At 36.6% G+C, this 19,651-nt stretch carries 20 protein-coding genes; 7 read left to right on the forward strand and 13 right to left on the reverse strand.

Annotated features, from left to right (window positions below):
* Positions 1–11: 11 nt before the first annotated feature.
* Both RST01_RS06150 and RST01_RS06155 read right to left on the reverse strand, forming a co-directional pair.
* Positions 12–1,199, reverse strand: a complete 1,188-nt coding sequence (locus RST01_RS06150; protein WP_147195216.1) for a M20 family metallopeptidase — start codon at positions 1,197–1,199, stop codon at positions 12–14.
* A 21-nt stretch (positions 1,200–1,220) separates the two neighbouring features.
* A complete protein-coding gene (locus tag RST01_RS06155) occupies positions 1,221–2,468 on the reverse strand; it encodes a Zn-dependent hydrolase (protein WP_147195219.1) in 1,248 nt (415 codons plus the stop codon).
* A 197-nt stretch (positions 2,469–2,665) separates the two neighbouring features.
* Here RST01_RS06155 and RST01_RS06160 point away from each other — a divergent pair, with 197 nt between their 5' ends.
* Together RST01_RS06160 and RST01_RS06165 are read left to right on the forward strand one after the other, a co-directional pair.
* Entirely contained in the window at positions 2,666–4,501 is a 1,836-nt protein-coding gene (locus RST01_RS06160) for a helix-turn-helix domain-containing protein (RefSeq protein WP_147195221.1), read from the forward strand.
* 33 nt (positions 4,502–4,534) lie between these two features.
* On the forward strand, positions 4,535–4,900 hold the full coding sequence (locus tag RST01_RS06165; protein ID WP_244946660.1) for a hypothetical protein: 366 nt from the start codon (positions 4,535–4,537) through the stop codon (positions 4,898–4,900).
* Between the two features lie 44 nt (positions 4,901–4,944).
* Here RST01_RS06165 and RST01_RS06170 read toward each other — a convergent pair whose 3' ends face one another.
* Positions 4,945–5,376, reverse strand: a complete 432-nt coding sequence (locus RST01_RS06170; protein ID WP_147195225.1) for a hypothetical protein — start codon at positions 5,374–5,376, stop codon at positions 4,945–4,947.
* A 12-nt stretch (positions 5,377–5,388) separates the two neighbouring features.
* Positions 5,389–5,889, reverse strand: a complete 501-nt coding sequence (locus RST01_RS06175) for a GNAT family N-acetyltransferase (RefSeq protein WP_147195227.1) — start codon at positions 5,887–5,889, stop codon at positions 5,389–5,391.
* Between the two features lie 140 nt (positions 5,890–6,029).
* On the opposite strand from RST01_RS06175, the gene RST01_RS06180 reads away from it, so the two are divergent.
* The gene (locus RST01_RS06180) at positions 6,030–6,557 is read left to right on the forward strand and encodes an N-acetylmuramoyl-L-alanine amidase family protein (protein WP_184117523.1); all 528 of its coding nucleotides are present in this window, start codon (positions 6,030–6,032) and stop codon (positions 6,555–6,557) included.
* Positions 6,558–6,868: 311 nt separating this feature from the next.
* Entirely contained in the window at positions 6,869–7,213 is a 345-nt protein-coding gene (locus RST01_RS06185) for a DUF4181 domain-containing protein (protein WP_184117524.1), read from the forward strand.
* Positions 7,214–7,441: 228 nt separating this feature from the next.
* On the opposite strand, the gene RST01_RS06190 is transcribed toward RST01_RS06185, so the two are convergent.
* From RST01_RS06190 to RST01_RS06215, 6 genes are all read right to left on the reverse strand, one after another.
* Complete coding sequence (locus RST01_RS06190) at positions 7,442–8,698, reverse strand: helix-turn-helix domain-containing protein (protein WP_147195233.1); 1,257 nt, start codon at positions 8,696–8,698, stop codon at positions 7,442–7,444.
* A gap of 119 nt (positions 8,699–8,817) precedes the next feature.
* The gene (locus RST01_RS06195) at positions 8,818–10,455 is read right to left on the reverse strand and encodes a M4 family metallopeptidase (RefSeq protein ID WP_147195235.1); all 1,638 of its coding nucleotides are present in this window, start codon (positions 10,453–10,455) and stop codon (positions 8,818–8,820) included.
* Between the two features lie 235 nt (positions 10,456–10,690).
* Positions 10,691–11,764, reverse strand: a complete 1,074-nt coding sequence (locus tag RST01_RS06200) for a helix-turn-helix domain-containing protein (protein ID WP_147195237.1) — start codon at positions 11,762–11,764, stop codon at positions 10,691–10,693.
* Between the two features lie 81 nt (positions 11,765–11,845).
* Positions 11,846–12,442, reverse strand: a complete 597-nt coding sequence (locus RST01_RS06205; protein WP_147195694.1) for a class I SAM-dependent methyltransferase — start codon at positions 12,440–12,442, stop codon at positions 11,846–11,848.
* A gap of 44 nt (positions 12,443–12,486) precedes the next feature.
* Positions 12,487–12,813: a hypothetical protein gene (locus RST01_RS06210; protein ID WP_147195239.1), complete on the reverse strand. Its 327-nt coding sequence runs from the start codon at positions 12,811–12,813 to the stop codon at positions 12,487–12,489.
* Between the two features lie 113 nt (positions 12,814–12,926).
* On the reverse strand, positions 12,927–13,796 hold the full coding sequence (locus RST01_RS06215; RefSeq protein WP_147195241.1) for a DNA-3-methyladenine glycosylase family protein: 870 nt from the start codon (positions 13,794–13,796) through the stop codon (positions 12,927–12,929).
* Positions 13,797–14,030: 234 nt separating this feature from the next.
* Here RST01_RS06215 and RST01_RS06220 point away from each other — a divergent pair, with 234 nt between their 5' ends.
* Together RST01_RS06220 and RST01_RS06225 are read left to right on the forward strand one after the other, a co-directional pair.
* Positions 14,031–14,612, forward strand: coding sequence for an ArsR/SmtB family transcription factor (locus RST01_RS06220; RefSeq protein WP_147195243.1), 582 nt, complete (start codon positions 14,031–14,033; stop codon positions 14,610–14,612).
* A gap of 18 nt (positions 14,613–14,630) precedes the next feature.
* The gene (locus RST01_RS06225; protein ID WP_147195244.1) at positions 14,631–15,881 is read left to right on the forward strand and encodes an MFS transporter; all 1,251 of its coding nucleotides are present in this window, start codon (positions 14,631–14,633) and stop codon (positions 15,879–15,881) included.
* A 72-nt stretch (positions 15,882–15,953) separates the two neighbouring features.
* On the opposite strand, the gene pgoN is transcribed toward RST01_RS06225, so the two are convergent.
* Positions 15,954–16,799 (reverse strand): glyoxal/methylglyoxal reductase, encoded by an 846-nt coding sequence (gene pgoN, locus RST01_RS06230; protein WP_147195246.1) that lies wholly within the window; start codon positions 16,797–16,799, stop codon positions 15,954–15,956.
* A gap of 22 nt (positions 16,800–16,821) precedes the next feature.
* Positions 16,822–18,015 (reverse strand): MFS transporter, encoded by a 1,194-nt coding sequence (locus RST01_RS06235; RefSeq protein ID WP_147195247.1) that lies wholly within the window; start codon positions 18,013–18,015, stop codon positions 16,822–16,824.
* A gap of 200 nt (positions 18,016–18,215) precedes the next feature.
* Here RST01_RS06235 and RST01_RS06240 point away from each other — a divergent pair, with 200 nt between their 5' ends.
* On the forward strand, positions 18,216–18,587 hold the full coding sequence (locus tag RST01_RS06240; protein ID WP_147195695.1) for a winged helix-turn-helix transcriptional regulator: 372 nt from the start codon (positions 18,216–18,218) through the stop codon (positions 18,585–18,587).
* Positions 18,588–18,764: 177 nt separating this feature from the next.
* Here the strand turns inward: RST01_RS06240 and RST01_RS06245 are convergent, their stop codons facing one another.
* Positions 18,765–19,460, reverse strand: coding sequence for a hypothetical protein (locus RST01_RS06245; RefSeq protein ID WP_147195249.1), 696 nt, complete (start codon positions 19,458–19,460; stop codon positions 18,765–18,767).
* Positions 19,461–19,651 lie beyond the last annotated feature (191 nt).

Genomic DNA, 19,651 nt, shown 5'->3' on the forward strand with positions numbered 1-19,651 from the left:
ACTTTTACTATTTATTTACCTAAGAATTTAAACACCGCATGCAGGAATGTTTTCACGCCAATTTCAAGCGCATCTTCGTCTACTGTAAAGCGTGCATGGTGGTGTGGATAAGTGATTCCTTTTTCTTCATTACCTGCACCTACATAGAAGAAGCAGCCTGGCGCTTTTTCCATGTAAGCTGAAAAGTCCTCGCCACCCATATTTGGCTTCATCAGATCAAGTGCTTCCTCGCCAAATACTTCACGCACCGTTTCCTCAATCACTGTTGTTACTTCCTCATCGTTAATCACAGGACGGTAGCCAAACTCATATTTGAAGTCATATGTCGCTTCATGTGCTTCAGTAATCCCTTTAATAACGCGTTCCATCTTTTCCGGTATGGTTTTACGAAGGTCAGCATCAAAGCTGCGAACAGTACCGCAAATATCCACAGATCCAGGAATGACATTATGTGTTGTACCACCTACAAATTGCGTTACAGAAAGTACTAGATTGTCTAGTGGATCTGTATTGCGTGATACAATATGCTGTAAATTCGTTACAACCTGAGCTGCAACTGCAATAGAGTCAACCGTTTGATGCGGAAGAGCCGCATGCCCGCCTTTTCCGTTGACTGTTAACCAGAAAGTATCAGGAGCTGCCATCATCGGACCATATACAACACCGATCTTTCCAAGTTCAAGAGGTGACCATAAATGAGTACCGATGACAAGATCAACGCCATCCATTACACCTGCTTGCACCATTTCTTCTGCGCCGCCTGGGAACAGCTCTTCAGCATGCTGGAAGAAGAAACGGACTTCCCCTTTGATTTGATCTTTTAATCCAGAAAGAATTTTAGCTGCGCCTAGAAGCATAGCTGTATGGCCATCATGACCACAAGCATGCATAACGCCCGGAACCTGGGAAGCAAATTCAAAAGTGTTTTCCTCATGGATAGGAAGTGCATCCATATCCGCTCTTAGTGCCAATGTTTTGCCTGGGTTAGGGCCAATTAAACGAGCCATCACACTTGTTTTTGTTGGGCGAGAAAGCTCTAGGTTGCCAAACGATTCTAGCGTGTCATAAACAAATTGTGCTGTTTTTTCTTCTTCAAAAGAGAGTTCCGGATTTTCATGCAAATGTCTTCTCCATTTAATAACATCCTCTCTCAAATCTTGTGCTGCTTTATTTAAATCTACTGTTACGCTCTCATTCATTGTCATGTCTCCCCTTTTCTACTAATCTATCGTTTCATTTACTTTTTGGACTGCTAGCGTTAAAAGAGTTTGGCAAAGAATGTTCGCGCCGTCCGCACAATCATCCTTTGAACTCCATTCAGCAGGATCATGGCTGATGCCATCCTTCGAGCGAATAAAAACCATCCCCATTGGACATAAATCTTTAAACTGCATACCATCATGTCCGGCGCCACTTGGAAGATATGTTTTTTCAAGTCCTACTATGTCAAATGCCTCTTCCACTGCTTTCTTTACTGAATCTGCACATGGGACCGGTGTAACGCGCTGCAAATCTTCTATCGTTAGGCGCACACCTTGCTTTTCACAAATATCATAAGCTTGTTCACGGATTCGTGTTTCCACCTCGTCGCGCACTGCTTCATCCGTATCGCGCAAATCGAGTGTAAACTCAGCTCTGCCTGGGATAATATTAATGCCCCCCGGCTTCACATCCAACTGACCGACTGTACCGACTGTTGTGCCATTTCGACCGGCTTCTGTTTCAATCGCAAGCATTACTTTCGCTGCCGCTGCCAATGCATCCTGACGAATAGCCATTGGAGTTGCTCCTGCATGGCCTGCTTCCCCTTCAATGATAAATTTCTGCCAGAGAGGACCTGCAATCCCTGTTACAATACCCGCTGACAGTTTTTGTGTCTCTAGCACTTTCCCTTGTTCGATATGTAGTTCAATATAAGCTTTGACTTTCTCTGGTCTTCTAGCTGCCCGGCCGATAGATTCAGGATTCAGCCCATCAGCCTTCATCGCCTCCGCAATAGAGATTCCTTCTTTATCCCTTTGCTCTAAATCTTTCTGAGTAAGCGTGCCCGCAACACCACGGCTGCCAATCATGCCAAAGCTAAATCTTGCGCCTTCTTCATCCGTAAAAGCAATCACTTCAATCGGATGCTCTGTTTCAATTCCTTGTTCGTTCATACTCTGCAATGCATCAATCGCAGCCAAAACGCCAAGCGGTCCGTCAAAATTTCCTCCATGGAGTACGGAATCAATATGCGACCCTGTCATAACTACACTCGCGTCTGGATTCTTCCCTTCTTTTCTGCCGATGAGGTTGCCTACTTCATCCTCCCAAACTAGCAGGCCCGCTTCCTTCATATAAGAAGTGACCAATTCCTTTGCTTCCCGTAATTCCTTCGTAAAAGATAAGCGGATTACTCCCCCGCCTTCCGCCTTACCAATCTCTCCAAGACGTTCAAGCCGGCTCCATAATCTTTCCGGGTTTATCATGATTGCCCCCTTCCCGACATCGTGTGATGGCTAAAATTTTGTGTTAAGAACCATTATAAAACTTTTCTGAATATTTGTTATGTTTTTGAAAACAAAATTAACAATAAATTTTTGTGTAAATCTACAAAAAGCAGAGAAAATAGTTTGAAAATTTATTATAATTGATAAATATTATCTAGAATATGAGGTGACGCCAAATGAAAGAAACATTGAGCCATCGCCAGCTGCAATCTTTAATCGAGGTTTCGAATGTATTGAATTCAACTTTAGATATTGATACGGTAATAGATTCCATCATGGACCAAACAGTTTCTATTACAGAAGCAGCACACGGGGGTGTTTTATTTATCTATGACAAGGTGCAGAATGTTCTTTTGCCCAAATCTAATAGACGCTTTACTAAAGCTCTATCCGAAGTGCGCCTTCAACCTGGCGAATCGATGACAGGTTTAGCCTTCAATGCACGTGAGTGTTTGATTTTCAAAAATAGAGTAGAAGTAGAAAAAGCTACTGCTACTTTATCTGAGAAAAATTCAAAGCTAATGTACGCCTCTGTTCCGATGCTTCCCTACTCTTCCATATGCTCACCTATTCTTTCGAACGGTGAATGCATTGGAGTTATTACCCTTGATTCCTTTGATCCGAACCTACAGTTTGTGCCTCAGGATATTCATTTGCTTAATGCTATTGCACATCAGGCTGCAGTTGCATTAGAAAAAGCCAATCTATATCAAGAACAGGAACAGACAGTCAAAGTATTGGAGAGATTAAACAATACAATCATCGATCAAAACAAAATACTTTCCCGTTCAGTCGAAATTCATAAAAATCTTGCGACGCTCGTATTAAAAGGAGAAGGACTGCAATCTATTATCAGTTATTTGCATGAAATCACAGGCTATCAAGTTTTCCTATTCGACGAGTTAGGGGAAAACATCTCCCATGCCTATGATGTAAGCTGGAATGACGACAAACTGTTTAAGTTAAAGGAAAAAGTTCAAAAAACAATGCAAACCAATGAAATCGTGCGTTCGTCCATTGAAAGAACAATCAACCCACATTATCCATACATAAACCTACTTACTATTGGTGCAAGACCTGAAATTTTTGGTTCACTCGTTGTAGCAGCTAGTGAGAAAATAGATGCCGTCGATTTGGCAGCATTGGAACACGCATGCACTGTCATCTCACTTGAAATGGTGAAAGAACAAGCTATTTTTGAAGCAAAAGAACGGATAGATGGTGAATTTATTAATGACCTCCTTGCTGGTAAAATGGATGATGCGCTCGTTCAAAAAGCAAAGCAGTTACATTTTGATCCGAGTGGAAATTATATTGCCCTCATCTTGCGTATAGATGAAGAGGATCAGCTTCGAACCAGCATCAGCCGGCATTTCATCCAGTTGGCTAATCATATATTTTCACATCATCAAATAAAAGGAATTGCCGTCCGAAACCATGACCAAATCGTTATGCTCATGACCTTTCCGCAAAAGGTTTCTGTCTCTTATACCACAACGCAAATAAAGGAGCTTGTCTCAAAACTCCAACACGAGTATTTGGTCAAAAAATGGGGCGATGCGTTGTCAATTGGCATCGGCCGGATTCATCCAACACTGCAAAAAGCAACAAAGTCATTACAGGAAGCGGCAAAATGCTTGCAGTTCATGAGCAGTTACGGAGAGAACAACAAAGTCGTCAGCTATAAAGACTTAGGTGTTCATCAGTTGCTTCTTCAAAACACGGAGGATGAGCTAATGGAATTTATATATGAAACGCTTGGTCCACTCATCCGATATGATCAAAATAAAAAAGGTGGACTTCTTCCTTCCCTATTTGCCTATCTGGAATATAACCAAAATGCAAAAGAAGCAGCAGAAGCCATCCATGTTCATACAAATACACTTCTCTACAGGATAAAGAGAGTGGAAGAAATCTTAGAGACCAACCTATCAAACAGCCAGCAATTTCTCACCATCAACCTTGCCGTGAGCCTTTATCCGTTTCTGCAGGAGAAGATCGAGATGAGCTAGAACTTATCTATAACATAAAAGGAGAGATAAATGATGCATATTTATTGGTTAGGCGGAGGGCTCTTTCCTCTTGATTGGGAGTTTTGTTTTTTAACAGTCTCCGAATACAAGGAGAGATTAATTGAGAAACGAAAGAGCAACCCTGATTATTTTGATTTAAAAACAGGCGGGATGGACAAATTGTCTGCTCTTATAGATGAACGCGTGAATTTTGCTCTAAATAACTTTCGTGAGGAATTTAATGAACATGGTAATACATTAAGATGCCCACCCCTGATTATTCCAATTCCCCGTGGAGATATAAGTAACGGGGCAGATTTCATTATCATTTTAAAGCGAGAGGAAGATGGAGACACAGCAGTTTACTCTCCATACCCTATCTCATACTTAGAAACATGAGGGATTCTGTATCGATAGAACAAACTAAAAAGCAACTTCCAAAATTAAGGGAGTTGCTTTTTTATCAAAACTAACAAATCATTAAATGCTTCTTTATCAAGAAAGGTATAAGGTTCATCAGATTCTGCATCAATCACAAAAGTACCCTGTTTTGAGAGATATAATTGAAATGATCCACCACTGCCGCCAATAAGGACTATATAATCGTCTCCCAACCACTTTGAAGTTCTAATACGTTTTACTTCAACTTCCCTCAAAACTTGTATAAATTTTGTTGAATCAGCTTGATCAAAATCTATTATTTTGGCTTCCTTATCACTGATGTTAATTAAGCTAACATCCACTTTATCAAAATTAACATCAGTTAAGATATCATTCGCTAAGGATTTTGTTTTAAAGGTATTCATATAATGTATCCCTGTCCACACTAATAAAATAATGACTATAACTGAAAAACCAATCTTTAATTTTCCCATTCAGATTTCCCCTTATAAATACAAAACCATATGTTCTTCATCATAATATGTATTATCAACCTTTAATGCCCTTTTCTCTTTTGCGTATATCGAAAAGCCACAGGTGGTGTACAACTTTATGGCAGGGATATTAGTTGATACAACGCTTAAATATATTTGCTCAACGCCTTCTAAACTTTTCGCTTTTTCAATTGCTTCATAGATTAAAGTCTTTCCTAATCCACTTCCTCGCTTTTCAGGTTTAATGTACATCGCTACAATCGTTGCTCTGTGATTCAGCTTTATTAATGGCTCTCTAAATAAGGTGACCACTCCCACTAGCTCGTTTTCTTCAAAAGCACCAAAAGTAAATGAGTTCACGGGATCAGTAAATCGCTCTTTATATTTCGCTGCTGTTTGGTTTTTTTCCTCTTCGTAGGTTGTGGCAAAAGCATCTGGGCTTTGTTGGAGAGCTTCAAGCCTGAGAGTAAAATAGTCCTCAGCGTCATTAGTTCTTAATTGTCTTAATTCCATATGTGTCCCCTCCTTTCTATAAATATACGGTACAGCAATATCGTATTCCTCTAAGCTATAAAAAATAATTAAATGTCCCTTTTTCATCTTTCTTCTCTATGTACTAGATGAAATAATAAAAAGTTATGGAGGAATATATTATGTTACTACTATTTGATTATGGCCATGGAGGCAGAGACCCCGGAGCTACTGCAGGTAAAAGAAAGGAATCAGACGATGTATTGAAACTCGGAAAAGCCATTGCAGCCATATTGCGAGAAAAAGGTCTAACTATCGATGAAACGCGAAATCGTGATGTCATGATTTCTTTGCTCGCTCGCAGCAATCTTGAACACAAGAAAAAATATGACTACTTTATCTCGTTTCACCGCAATGCAGCAAAAAATACTAGCGCCTCGGGAGCAGAAACCTTTGTTTATCTTACAAACAACAAAAAAGCTAAAGCTCTCGCTACCTCAATACAACAAGCAATGGTGAACCTTGGATTTAAAGATAGGGGTGTGAAACAGGCTGACTTCCACGTTCTACGGGAAACCTACTCACAAGCGATTCTTATTGAAGTTGGCTTTATCACTAATAAAACAGATAATGGACTCTTTGATTCCAAATTTGATCAGCTTACTAATGAAATCGCGGCAGCTATCTATAAACATTGTGTTTTTTGCTAAGTCTTTTTATAGACCAATATCTTCCCCTCTGAATCCTGTGCCGCAAAACATTTGGGTAGCTTAAGACTTAAATTGTTATCTTTCGGGAGTAAACTTCCGCTCAGCGGTTGTAAATGGAGAGAGAACGGTAGTAAAACGCTCGAGAACGGCTGGAAATCATCTAAGAACAGCGGTAAACCTTCCTAACTTTTTTCCTCTATGCATTTAAATTTTTATCAACTCTTAGAATGAATTTGTAGACTCTTCTTATCTTATTGAATATTCAAAAATCAATAAGTATAATAGTATAAAAAAGGTTGGAGTGTATTATATTGCTAAAATTTATAATTATTTTTTCTGTCTTTTGTATTATTGTTTGGGCTTTAGATTTACTACTAAGAAAAAGCTTAAAAATCCCAAAAGATAAGGATTACCGCTTTGTCAATTCTACACACAAAAAAATTGAAATCTCCATGATTTTAATTTTCCTATTTGTTTTAGTTTTTAGTAACTATAAATTCCCACTCGCCATGATCTTATTAATTTCTTTTGTTTTAATTCGAGCTTTTATTGAATGGAAATATGATAAAAATAGAAGAGAATACATCATAACGCTTATTTCAATTTTCACCTATCCGACTTTTATAAGCATTGCTTATTATTTGTCTTTTAATTGAGTTATAGTGAAAATAAAAAGAGTGGTTCCCCTTTTTGTAGGAGGAACCACTCTTATTCTATTTTAAAGGGGGGTATTTTGTTCAGATAAATTTTCAATCAACTTCTTAATATTTTATACCAGGGATAATATCATGGTCTGGAAATTCTAGACCTACATATAGACTTAAAGCACCTGTTAAAATTAATGTGAATACTAATAATTGTTTTCTTTTCATTTTGTTTTCCTCCTAATTGTGACGAGCTTTATTTGCTAAACGATAAAGCTCGCTCGCTTTTTTGTACTTAGTATTTTGGAAGTAATAGTTTGCTAGCTTTTCTGCATATTCCACAACGTACTGGTTTAACTGTTCTTTTTCAAAGAAATCGATCGCCTCCCGAAGTGTTTCTTCATATTGCTCATTTTCCAGATTTCTAATCTCCATATATTGAAGATGAAAGTGAAAATGGTATTCTCTATAAGGAAAAGTATCTAATAAAGACAGTCCCTTATCACACCATTCCATTGCTGCTCCAAACTGTTCCAGTTTCATATATTCTTTCGATAGCAAATAAATTAAACATAATAATTCATTACCCGATAATTGTGCAGACTGGAAGGCAGACTGTAGCTGATCAATAGCTTCTAGAGAACGACCCATATCTGAATAAAGATAACCTAGATTATGTTGCGTGATAGCAATTGTATGCGTTTTTTGTAATTTCTCAGAAAGCTGCAAGGCTCTTTTTAAAAACTTTTCAGATTCATAATAATCTTGAATTCGGCGTTGATTAACACCTATTAAAATTAATGAATCAAGTAAATTTTCAATATCAAATTCTGCTTCAAAGGATTCAATAGCATTTCTAGCAACCTGAATGGATTGAAAATACAAGCGATGATGTGTGTATAACCAAGCTTGGTTAAAGTAGATTCTACCTTTTTCAATCTCTGAAATTTCAATAAGCTTCATTAAGCCTATTAGCTTTTCATTGCATTTCATGGCTTTATGAAATTCCTCTTTCCTACACAGATACAAACTTAAGTAGTAATAATAATCAAAAAATATTTGTGGCCACTGGGAAAGCAGATCAATCGATGTTTGATGGATTTTTTGATACTGAATGGTAGACTGTTTGACTTGTCCTGTAAAAACATATAATCCAAATAAGTAAATATCGTACTGTATACGAATCTCTTGCGATTGACTTTCTTGAATTAGACCATTTAACTCTGGAATGAGCTTTTCAGCTTCTGAAAAGTTTCTGTTTTTTACATTCCCTTTAAACTGAGTAAAAACCCTCAGTATTCCCCCATCAAATTCATTCACTGCTTCCTCCGAGTCAAGTCCCAGCCTTTCACATAACATGTTGATGACTTCCTCACTCGCCGTGGCTACACCATTTTCGATTTTTGAAAGATAGGAAATTGCACATATTCCATCTGCTAGATCTTTTTGCGTAATGTTTTTCAGTTTTCGAAAGTAACGGATTCGTTCACCGATCAATTTGTCTAATCCCTCCTCCCACTATTCCTTATTAATAGTTTAATTATTCCATTAAATTAGAACAATAGGTTGGAGGGCCTAAAACAAACCGGTATACTATGAATTAATTGTTAATATTCCTAGTTGACGCCAACTTTTGTCCACGCGGATGCCACTCCATTGTACTGTGTGCTTCCTGTGCCGTATAAATCAGCTGCTGATGCTAACATAGCTGCACGTGCTGCGCTAAAATTACTTTTTGGTGAAAGATAAACGGTTAGCGCGCGATAGTAGATTTTTTGAGCTGCATCATATCCAATGCTTTGGATTGTATTATAAGCTGCTTTGTTTGGAATACCACTGTTTGTGTGGACACCACCATTATCGGATGTAGTGTTCACATAGCCGCTCATATTTTCCGGCTGACCATATTGAGTTGGATTAGACAAACTTCTCAATGCATCACCTGCAATTTTAGGTGTGTACACATCTTCACCTATTAAGAAATTCTTTTTATCCATAAACATCGCAAAGGTATCTGAAATTGATTCGTTCAGTGCACCTGATTGTCCCTGATACTCTAAACCGGCGGTTCTTTCTGTCACGGCATGGGTAATCTCATGTCCTACAACATCAAGAGATCCTGATAATGATGTAAAGGTAGTTCCATCTCCATCACCGTATACCATTTGTGAACCGTTCCAGAAAGCATTATTATAATTTCTTCCATAGTGTACAGTAGAAGTTATCGTTGCGCCTTTATTATCAAAACTATTACGATTGAAAGTATTTTTATAATAATCGTAAACAACGCCTGCATAGTAGTGTGCATCTACATCGGCACGTTGATTTGTAGCATTAAAGTTGTCATCAGGATCGACAGAGTAGCTTCCTGGCAGGCTGGATAAATTTTTAGCAGTTCTAGTTTCAATCACGCCTGTCATTGCCTTAGTTGTATCATATAAATAGTAAGTGCCGCTTGAATAATAGGTATTCAATTTCTTCGTATCTCCAAGAACTCCTACGCCTGTCCCTTCTGTTACTGCATTATAGGAATCGATGACACTACCAGTTTCCGCGTCTACATAAACAACCCAGTTCGCTGGATAAGGATTAATAAATTGGAGATTAACTTTGTATGCATTATAGAAATTATCTCCTTTTTTATAAATCACCTGTTTTCCTTCCTCGTTGGTGCCACTTTGTTTTTCTCCTTTTGGTCCAACTTCAAAGTCAACTAGTGTTTCATCTTTTGTCAGATCGATAGATTTCCAAGCATTGTTGATTGCTTCTTTTTTCGTAAGGTTTGTTTTCAGTTTACCCTTACCTTTAAAGTAATCTCCCGCTTCAACGAATACGTCACCATTGACAGCAGTTACATAGCCCTTCTCATCTGTGTGAACTTTTAGTGCAGAACCATCAACCGGAATACCTTGAACAGATTGTACAAAGTCAAAGTGTTTACTTCCGATTTCATCCTTCGTTACATCCAATAATGTTAAATCTTTCTCTACATCAAATGGATAGGTTTCTTTATTATCTTTAAGGAATTGTTTAACCGCTTCTTTGTCTTTATGCGGTTTGTTTGAAAGTTTCCCATGAATGAAGGTAGGAACGGCTTGTCCTTTTTTCTTGGTTACGTTTTTCTCATTACCAGATTCCTTGATTTTTGCTGCTAACACATTTTGAGAATTTGTAGCATGGGCAGTTGACGAAAACGGTAGTACGGCACCAACAGTTAAACTAAGAGCAAGAGCGATAGATGTACCTTTTTTCATAGATTATTCCTCCTAAGATTTATTTTTGTAATTTTCTAAATCTTATCACAGCTTGCTAGTTTGGTAAATTGGGAAAACTAGTTAAAAAACCTTAAAATATCAGCGTTAATAGAGAGGTATTTTCCTCAACTTTAAAAGCTTCTGAACTCTCTTCAATAAAATAATTTTAAAATAAAAAGCCTAATTCTCTATTATATAAATAGAGATTAGGCTTACTAAAATACGGGTGATATAATTATCTATTTTTATGAATGAGCTCTATATATTGTGTATCTCCATACCCTATGGTTGGGAAACGAGTAAACAATCTATTCACTAATTCCATAGTAGGTACATCTTTATTTTTTGCTATATATTTCACTACAGCATTGTCTTCTTTAAGCATATCTAAATAAATTTCTATGGCCTGATACATTACTGGAAACACGTCATTCGTTGGTCTTTGATGTTTTACTAGCACTTCTTTATAAATAGCAGAATAAGTACCCAATTTAAGTTCAGTTACATTCACTTTAAACTCATCTTCTCTAAAACTATATAGGAATATTTCTCCCTTATAGTTGGACTGCTCCAGATAAGCAAGCATTGTAAGTAGGTTCATCTGACAAAACATATCTTCTCCAAACCATAAAACAATACATTTATACTGTTTAGTAAACAGGTTATCTAATGGCTCGATTACTTTTTTAAAATAATTTTCTTCTGAATCATTGTGTCCCTGAGCACGAGTTTTCACAAACTCTTCATCGAACACTTGGCTAGTTGCTGCATTTACGCACATGGCTTCATTAAATGGAACGTAATCAGAATCACCCATTAGTTTATTCTCTTTAAATTGTTCATACATAAATTGACCGTTTAATACATTTAGTACATCTCTATCAAATAGCTTGCTTGACTGCCTTTTTAATTTTTCAACCTCTTTTGTTGAAATAATCATTCCATCCCACTCCCCTTCTTTTTCTAGAGTAAGTTTAATAAATGATTGAACAGGCATCTCATTAAGCTGAAACTCTCTTGGATTCAGGCCAAAAACGCTTTTAAAAGCTCTGCTATATGCTTCTTGCGAAGAATAACCATAATCAACAGCGATATCAATTATTCTCCTATTATTTTTCAAATCATCGGTAGATAAATATAGCTTTCTCAGAAGAACATATCGTCTAATCGTTATACCTGTTGCCTGATGAAATTTAAAGGAACAATAATATGGAGAATAGCCCATATAGCTAGAAAGCTCTTCTAATGAAAAATCATTTTTTAACGTAGCTTCTATCCAATCAATCATATGTTGTATCTGTTCATTCATCTATCTCACTCCTCTATTCCATTATAGGAGGACTTTATTTCATCATTTTGATATTTCTTGTGATTAAATTAAAGAGCGGGATCATTTTACGCAGCTGGCTATAAACATTGATGCATCTTGGTTCATAAAAATTCGTTCTCCATGATAGAATGTCTTCATTTCTGTTGATGTAAATCCTGCTTCAGCGAGAGTGGTCTTTAATTCTTCATGAGCGAAACCGTTATGAACTTTCGGATGGTAGATTTTTTTATTTTCATCAAAATCGACAATGATTAGTTTGCCGCCAGGATTTAATATACTGAACAACTCTTGCAGTATTTTTTTCGTATCTGGCACATGAAGGAGCACTAAAGACATGAAAACAATGTCCGTTTTCAACGCTGGTGTTTCCACTGTAAAATCAGAATAAAGTACCTTGGCATTTGTAATTCTCTTTTGATTAATTTTTGCTTTAGCTACTTCTAGCATTTGCTTTGATGAATCAATCAATAAAACAGAATCAACCAAATCAGTTATCTCCAGACTGACCAGTCCCGTTCCACTTCCGTAGTCTACTAATGATTGAGATGAGCAATCTTGCAATTCCTTTCTTACTTGCTTTGAAATCACCTTAGCTAATTGCATCCTATCTTCCGTGTCGTACCTTTTCGCCATTTGTTCAAATACGTTCTCTTCCATTTTTAAATTCCCTACTTTCAATATCTCCAATATATCCACTCAATTTATAGAAGTTTATCAAAATACGCTTGAGGATCTGTTATTTGATTATCGATGAATACCTCTGCCCAATGCTTGATTTGCTCTATGTAAGAATCTTCATCGCAATCAGGAAGAATTTCTAGTATTTCATCCATACATCCTTCTTTAGCTATAATATTTAATTTGAGGTCAACTATTACAGTCATTTTCACATCTTCTTCGATAGAAATAGTAGCAGTGACTAGCTCTTTTAATAAATCCACATGTGGATATTTTATTAAAATACCTGTTCGTTTAAATATAGTGATACCTATATTCCTATTAATTTTCTTCACATCCCTTGCTTTCAAATCTACAATTATCCGCTTTATTGTACTTCATAATTTATCTAATAATTCAAATTTCTATAAACCTAAAACCATCTTTATCCAAGATGGTTTGCTAAAGCAATCTAAAATTAAAACTATGTCTCAATACTCCGCCATAGATAAAGGGAGGCATAGCTTAAATAAGGAGACCATGGCTTGCTGTATTTTTCCATCTCATCCATTGTCGGCTTCTGTGGGAGGTTGTACCATTTTTTGATAGCGTTCTGGATACCGATATCAGCTTTAGGAAAATGATTAGGACGACCAACGCCGAATAAAAGAAAGTTTTCAGCTGTCCATCTGCCGATTCCTCGGATTTTTATAAGCGTATTCATGATTTCTTCATCAGGCTGTTGAGCAAGCGCCTCTAAATCTAAATGCCCCTCTGCAATTGTTTTAGCAAGGCCAATAACATATTCTGCTTTCCTCGTACTAAATTGGAGTGCTCTCAGTTCTTCTATAGTCAGTAGCGCCACTTCTTCTGGCGTTGGATAAAACCATACGCCGTCTAGTTGCATACCAAATGTGTGTACAAACCGTTCCGTCAATGTATGGGCAAAGGCAAGATTCAGTTGCTGATGAATAATACATTTAACCAAGCAGTTAAAATAATCAAAATCAAGCACAATTGCCGTTCCCCGATGCTCTTCAAAAAGATCACGAAGGTCAGTGCCTGCAAAATGTGTAGCAATCTCGTGTAAAGATTCATTCCAACGGAAAATCCTTCTCACGTGGCGAACTGCTTCCTCTCTAAATTCTTCTTTTTCCCCTTGAATACAAAATGCCGGTTCATCTACCGTGCCAATCCCTTGAACTGTAACCACCATAGGCTCACCCTGCAACCGTAGTGGCACTTTTATTCTACGTTCCGACAGATCAACCTCATGCAGAGGATCTAATGCCAGCCTACTCAATACCAAATCAAAATTATACGGACCTTGAATGTTTACAGTTTCCGTCCACATGCCCATTCACCCTTTGTTATTTTTCTTCGATTATAGCATTTTTTGAATTGTTTGATTGCTATGGAGCTATCGTGCTATACGACTATTAAATTTTTTCTACACACAATTTGTTTATACAAAAATCGAGTTTTAACGAAAAACTGAATTATCAATATATACAGTATATTGTTTTTTTGCTATGATGGTTAAATAAAATTAACTGGTTAAAAACATTATTAATGAAAGGAGCTTCAAATGGAATCGATTAAGTTTATCCAAACATATGAGCAATTAAAGGCCATAAGCGACCCCTTGCGCACAAAATTACTAATGTTTTTAGTAGAGAAGCCTTATACATGTCACCAACTAGCTGAGGAATTGAGCTTAACACGAGCTAAGATTTTATATCATTTGCGTGAACTTGAAAAACAAGAGTTTATTCAATTGGTAAAAAAGGTTGAACAAGGAGGCAACCTTTTAAAATATTACCGTGCAACAGCTCGAGGCTTCATACCCGCAGACCATTTATTAAATTTTATGGAGACGCAAGAAGCTACTCGTCAATCATATTTAGAGGTTTTAAATCGTGCAAAGTCTAGGGTCATAACGGCTCCTAATTCATCATTTGAACATAATTCTTCAGATGTTGAAGAATGGGATAGTTTATCTTTGCAGCGTGAAGTATTAGTGAGCATGAAAAAGTTTCTTGAATTCACAAAGAAATATAGAGAATTGGTCAATGAACTAATAATAGGTGAGGATATTGAAGAAAGAAATAACTATTATGTTATGATAACTGCTTTTAAAATTGATGAGTCTATTTTTTCCGATGAATAAAATTGTAGGAGTGTGAGCATGAGGAAACCTATCTTAGAAACAAAAGAACAGGCAACTCCAAATGAGCCAATACTTCGTAACAAATCTTTTATATTTCTATGGCTTTCTAGTACGTTCTCTTTTCTAGCTCTTTCAACTTACCTCTTTGCAGAACAATGGTACATTGTTAAGATACTTAAACAGGAGGCTATATTAGGGATTGTACTAATGATAACAATGATTCCTAGAATATTATTAATGACAATAGGCGGCGTATGGGCAGACAGAATAAAGCGCTCTAAAATCATGTTAGTTTCAAGTTTAACAAGATGTGTATTAGTTCTTATAATGATAGTATTCTTACAATTCAACTGGTTACAATTGTGGCCATTAATGTGTTTCGCCCTGCTGTTCGGATGTGTTGATGCTTTCTTTTCTCCTGCCAATTCTTCTTTATTACCATTAGTGGTAGCAAAGAATTCACTTACAAGAGCCAATTCGTTTATTCAAAGTTCTAATCAGATTGCTATGTTTTCTGGACCCATGATAGGAGGACTCATTCTAACCTTTGGAGCTTCTTTCAAAGTTCTTTTTTTAGTCGTAGCTATCTTCCTATTTATCACATGTATATTTTCATCCTTAATTAAAGAAAAACAATCAGACATAAGTGATAAACAACGTGTATCTACTATATTGGAATTAAAAGAAGGCTTACACTATGTTTGGCATATGCCTTTTTTGAAAAATATGATGATGATTTTAATAATTATTAACTTTTTCTTCTTTGGGCCTTTGACAATCGGTATTCCTCTTCTAGTAAATAATGTACTGCACGGAGAAGCAATGGATCTAAGTATACTTCAGGGATCATATGAAATCGGAATGTTATTGGGCGCTTTATTCATCGGTATCTTGAACCTCACTAGAAGAAAGACTTTTATCATATTGAGCCTGATATGTCTTATTGGTGTAGCATTGGCTACTTTAGGACAAATCCATTCTGTTTGGCAAAGTATAATTCTATTATTAATCATGGGAATTTCTTCCTCAGTGATTAATGTGTTATTAATATCTTCTATTCAAGAGAAAAGTCATGAAAATAAGATAGGCCGCGTCATGAGTATTGTTAATGCCTCATCTAACGGACTTGTTCCATTATCTTACGCATTCGTCTCATTATCACTATTCATAAACTTATCTATCTCACATCTCATGTTGTTTTGTGGAATGCTCATTTGGATTATTTCTTTAGGGTATATACTTAAATTTAAATCTACTATCGCTGAATGATATAAAGTTCTACGAACAAAAAAAGCACAGAGAAAGAATTATCTTTCTCTGTACTCTAAGTCCGTCTATTCATTAAAAATCAAAGTTATCTGGATCTGGACCTACACGGTGGTTTTGGTTTAATCCATCGATTACTTCCAATTCTTCTTGTGTTAATTCAAAATCAAATAAATCTACATTTTCAACAATACGGTGTTCTTTTGTTGATTTTGGAATTGTCATTACACCATTTTGCAAGTCCCAACGTACGATGATTTGGGCAACTGATTTATTATGTTTCGCTGCAATTTCTTTTAGTACTTCATTATCTAACAGCTGACCTTGCATTAATGGTGACCATGCTTCAAGCTGAATGTTGTTGTCTTGGCAGAATGCTTTCAACTCTTTTTGAGTTAATCGTGGGTGAAGTTCTACTTGATTGATCACCGGTTTAATTTCTGCATCCTTCATTAAATCTTCTAAATGATGAACTTGGAAGTTACTTACGCCGATTGCTTTTACGCGTCCTTCTTTATAAAGAGTTTCTAACGCTCTCCATGCATCCTTATATTTACCTTCCACTGGCCAATGAATCAAATATAGGTCTAAATAGTCTAAGCCTAGTTTTTTCAAGCTTGTTTCATAAGCAGCAAGAGTTGATTCATACCCTAAATCTTCATTCCAAACCTTTGATGTGACAAATAAGTCTTCTCTTGAAATACCTGCTTCTTTTAAGCCTTCTTGAATCCCTTTGCCTACACCTTCTTCGTTTCCATAAATGGCTGCAGTATCAATACTGCGGTAGCCATGTTTGATAGCTGTTTTTACAGCATTCACTAATTCAGGGCCTTCCTCCACTTTAAAGACGCCTAGTCCTAGCCAAGGCATTTTCACACCATTATTCAAAGTAGTTGTATCTTGTAAATTTTTTGCTGTCATTTGTAAAACCTCCACAATTTTATTATATTTTACTTGCTTGATCTTTTCGTTCCAATGATTTACTAATTCCTGTTAATACTGCTGCCACGACAACCATGATTGCACCAATCCATGGTGTATGGATAAGTCCTATTGAGTCAGTCACAAGGCCTCCTACATAAGAGCCTAGTGCAATCCCGGCATTAAATGCAGCAATATTTATCGCAGAAGCGACATCTACCGCACTAGGAACAAAGCGCTCTGCCAGCATAACAACATATACTTGCAATCCCGGCACATTCATAAAGGCTAAAAGCCCCATCAAAATAATTGTGATTAATCCAGCAACTTTATATGGTGCTGTAAAATTCAAAACAAATAGGATGATGGCTTGTATAATAAACATATAGAACAGGGCGCGAATTGGATTTTTATTCGATAGCTTTCCACCAACCATGTTTCCAATCGCAATCGCAATACCGTAAACTAACAAAATAACAGCTACTGTTCCTTCTTTAAAACCAGTAATATCCTGAAGCAATGGTGATAAGAAAGTAAATACCACAAATGTTCCGCCATATCCAAGAGCTGTAATGATGAATACAAGCAATAGTCGTCCGTTTGTTACAAGTTTAAGCTGATCGCTAAAACTTGTTTTGATTCCTTTTTTCAAATTAGATGGAACCAGGATGCTATTTGCGATGAAAGCAATGACCCCTATAATGACAATGGTAATAAAGGCTGCTCTCCATCCAAGCTGCTGTCCAATAAAGGTTCCAAATGGTACACCCGTTACTGTAGCTACCGTAAGTCCGGTAAACATAATTGAAATCGCGCTAGCTCTTTTATTTTCCGGTACTAAATCGGCTGCAATAGTCGAACCGATTGACATAAATACCCCATGTGAAAATGCGGCGATAACGCGTGCTACTAGCAATAATCCAATCGTTGTAGAGCTAGCTGCAAGTGTATTCCCGATAATAAAGACAACCATAATCCAAAGCAATAAAGTCTTCTTTGACATTCCTGATGTCAAAGATGTTAATATAGGAGCACCGAATGTTGCCCCTAAGGCATATAAAGATACCGTTAAGCCTGCTGTCGTAACCGGAATACTTAAATCATTTGCAATAAGGGGCAGTAACCCGACACTAATGAATTCAGTTGTTCCAATCGCAAAAGCACTCACTGCTAATGCAAGCAAAGCTAACGTACTTTGTTTTTTGCCTAAAGCCATAATATCTCCTCCTTCATTTTTTATATAAATAGAAACTTTCTTTTCGGATAAGATTTACGAAAGAAAGTATAGTATCAATTGGCTGGCAAATGTTATTATGGTATATATCAATCACAAAGAAAAGTACGCACTTTAAAGTTCTATAGAAACATAAAAGTATCATAGGAACCTTTTAGTGCCTATAAGGAGGATAATTAATGATGCAAAAGAAGAAATATAATATATCTGTGGAAGCCACATTAGAAGTCATTGGAGGCAAGTGGAAATGTGTGATTCTTTGCCATCTGACTCACGGCAAAAAACGCACAAGCGAATTAAAGCGGCTCATGCCAAACATCACACAAAAGATGCTTACCCAACAGCTTCGTGAACTAGAAGAGGATGGTGTAATCAACCGAATCGTCTACAACCAGGTACCACCAAAGGTAGAATACGAACTCAGTGAATATGGCCAAAGCTTAGAGGGCATCCTCAATTCACTATGTTTATGGGGAGAAAGCCATTTAACAAAAGTATACGGAGATAAATTTTCTGTTTTAGAAGATAGTGTGTTGAATGATCAACTGAAGTAAAAGATCCTATTTGTTTTCAAGCTAAATTTGATTAGATATAGTTGCCCAATTGTACTGATTCTGTCTTTAAGATCTCAGTAACAGTTGGGTTTTTTTATTATCTATTCGTTAAGAAAAATAAAAAAACTGCCTTATCCAAATAGATAAGACAGCTATTTTTTATAAGGAAGCTCTAACCTAATCAGCAGCATTTAGACTGATCTGCTCCTGTAAGTTTAATTCATCCTCATTTTCAGTTTCGGTATTGGTAACATTTTCGGTTGTAGCAGTAGTTTGTTTAACACTCTCTGCAAGAGATCCTTGTACATTGGTCATTTGTTCCTTCAATTTTTCTAGTCGATTAGATTTATATTCACTATGTACACCGCGTTTTGCATCAATCTTCATTTCACTTTCTAGTGAAACCTTTTCACGAGAAAGCGTACGTCCCATTCGTGACAGTGTTTTAGTTTGCTCTAATGAGTCTGCTTTAGAAAAAATAGACTCCTCTGTAGTTTTGGGTGCTGACTCTTTGGACTCTGGGATTTTATTTTCCAGCTTCCCTTTTTGCTCTTGAGCAATCTGTGCATCAATATCAGAGATTTGCTTTTCTAAGGCTTTCATTTGTTCTTTCAAACTAGATAGATCATTTCCTTTATCAAGTGCTCGTTCAGTTAGCTTGTTTTTCTGCTCTAGAATATTTTCACGTTGTTTCATTAAGCTCTCAATAAGGGAGCTTTTTTTGTTATGGCTACCAAACAATTGACGAGCCTGTACACCAATTGAAATAGAGTCTTTTGGTTGCTCTTGCTTTTGTTGTTGCATCTCCTGATTTTTCATCACGGTTACATTCGCGTGAATAAAATTCACTTTATGTTCTACCTGTATTTTCATCTCGAAGCCCCCTAACACAATCCTTATCTCATTCGTTATATCGGCAAAATATTGAGTAAATACAGTCACTTTACATGAATTGGGTGTTTTATGCCATGAATGGTTATTTGGCTGCTAAAAAATTTAGTAGTTTGAAGGATTTGAGAGGTAAATTTAGGGTTAAAACATCTTTGATTCTTGTAAATGTATTT

The sequence above is a fragment of the Rummeliibacillus stabekisii genome (genome assembly GCF_007988965.1).
GTDB classification, from domain to species: domain Bacteria; phylum Bacillota; class Bacilli; order Bacillales_A; family Planococcaceae; genus Rummeliibacillus; species Rummeliibacillus stabekisii.

Coding starts and splice junctions, on each gene's coding strand:
- RST01_RS06170 (WP_147195225.1), bottom strand. CDS start 5,376: ATGGGAAAATTAAAGATTGGTTTTTCAGTTATAGTCATTATTTTATTA.
- RST01_RS06160 (WP_147195221.1), top strand. CDS start 2,666: ATGAAAGAAACATTGAGCCATCGCCAGCTGCAATCTTTAATCGAGGTT.
- RST01_RS06225 (WP_147195244.1), top strand. CDS start 14,631: ATGAGGAAACCTATCTTAGAAACAAAAGAACAGGCAACTCCAAATGAG.
- RST01_RS06195 (WP_147195235.1), bottom strand. CDS start 10,455: ATGAAAAAAGGTACATCTATCGCTCTTGCTCTTAGTTTAACTGTTGGT.
- pgoN (WP_147195246.1), bottom strand. CDS start 16,799: ATGACAGCAAAAAATTTACAAGATACAACTACTTTGAATAATGGTGTG.
- RST01_RS06150 (WP_147195216.1), bottom strand. CDS start 1,199: ATGAATGAGAGCGTAACAGTAGATTTAAATAAAGCAGCACAAGATTTG.
- RST01_RS06240 (WP_147195695.1), top strand. CDS start 18,216: ATGCAAAAGAAGAAATATAATATATCTGTGGAAGCCACATTAGAAGTC.
- RST01_RS06180 (WP_184117523.1), top strand. CDS start 6,030: ATGTTACTACTATTTGATTATGGCCATGGAGGCAGAGACCCCGGAGCT.
- RST01_RS06205 (WP_147195694.1), bottom strand. CDS start 12,442: ATGGAAGAGAACGTATTTGAACAAATGGCGAAAAGGTACGACACGGAA.
- RST01_RS06200 (WP_147195237.1), bottom strand. CDS start 11,764: ATGAATGAACAGATACAACATATGATTGATTGGATAGAAGCTACGTTA.
- RST01_RS06165 (WP_244946660.1), top strand. CDS start 4,535: ATGCATATTTATTGGTTAGGCGGAGGGCTCTTTCCTCTTGATTGGGAG.
- RST01_RS06245 (WP_147195249.1), bottom strand. CDS start 19,460: ATGAAAATACAGGTAGAACATAAAGTGAATTTTATTCACGCGAATGTA.
- RST01_RS06155 (WP_147195219.1), bottom strand. CDS start 2,468: ATGATAAACCCGGAAAGATTATGGAGCCGGCTTGAACGTCTTGGAGAG.
- RST01_RS06220 (WP_147195243.1), top strand. CDS start 14,031: ATGGAATCGATTAAGTTTATCCAAACATATGAGCAATTAAAGGCCATA.
- RST01_RS06235 (WP_147195247.1), bottom strand. CDS start 18,015: ATGGCTTTAGGCAAAAAACAAAGTACGTTAGCTTTGCTTGCATTAGCA.
- RST01_RS06175 (WP_147195227.1), bottom strand. CDS start 5,889: ATGGAATTAAGACAATTAAGAACTAATGACGCTGAGGACTATTTTACT.
- RST01_RS06215 (WP_147195241.1), bottom strand. CDS start 13,796: ATGTGGACGGAAACTGTAAACATTCAAGGTCCGTATAATTTTGATTTG.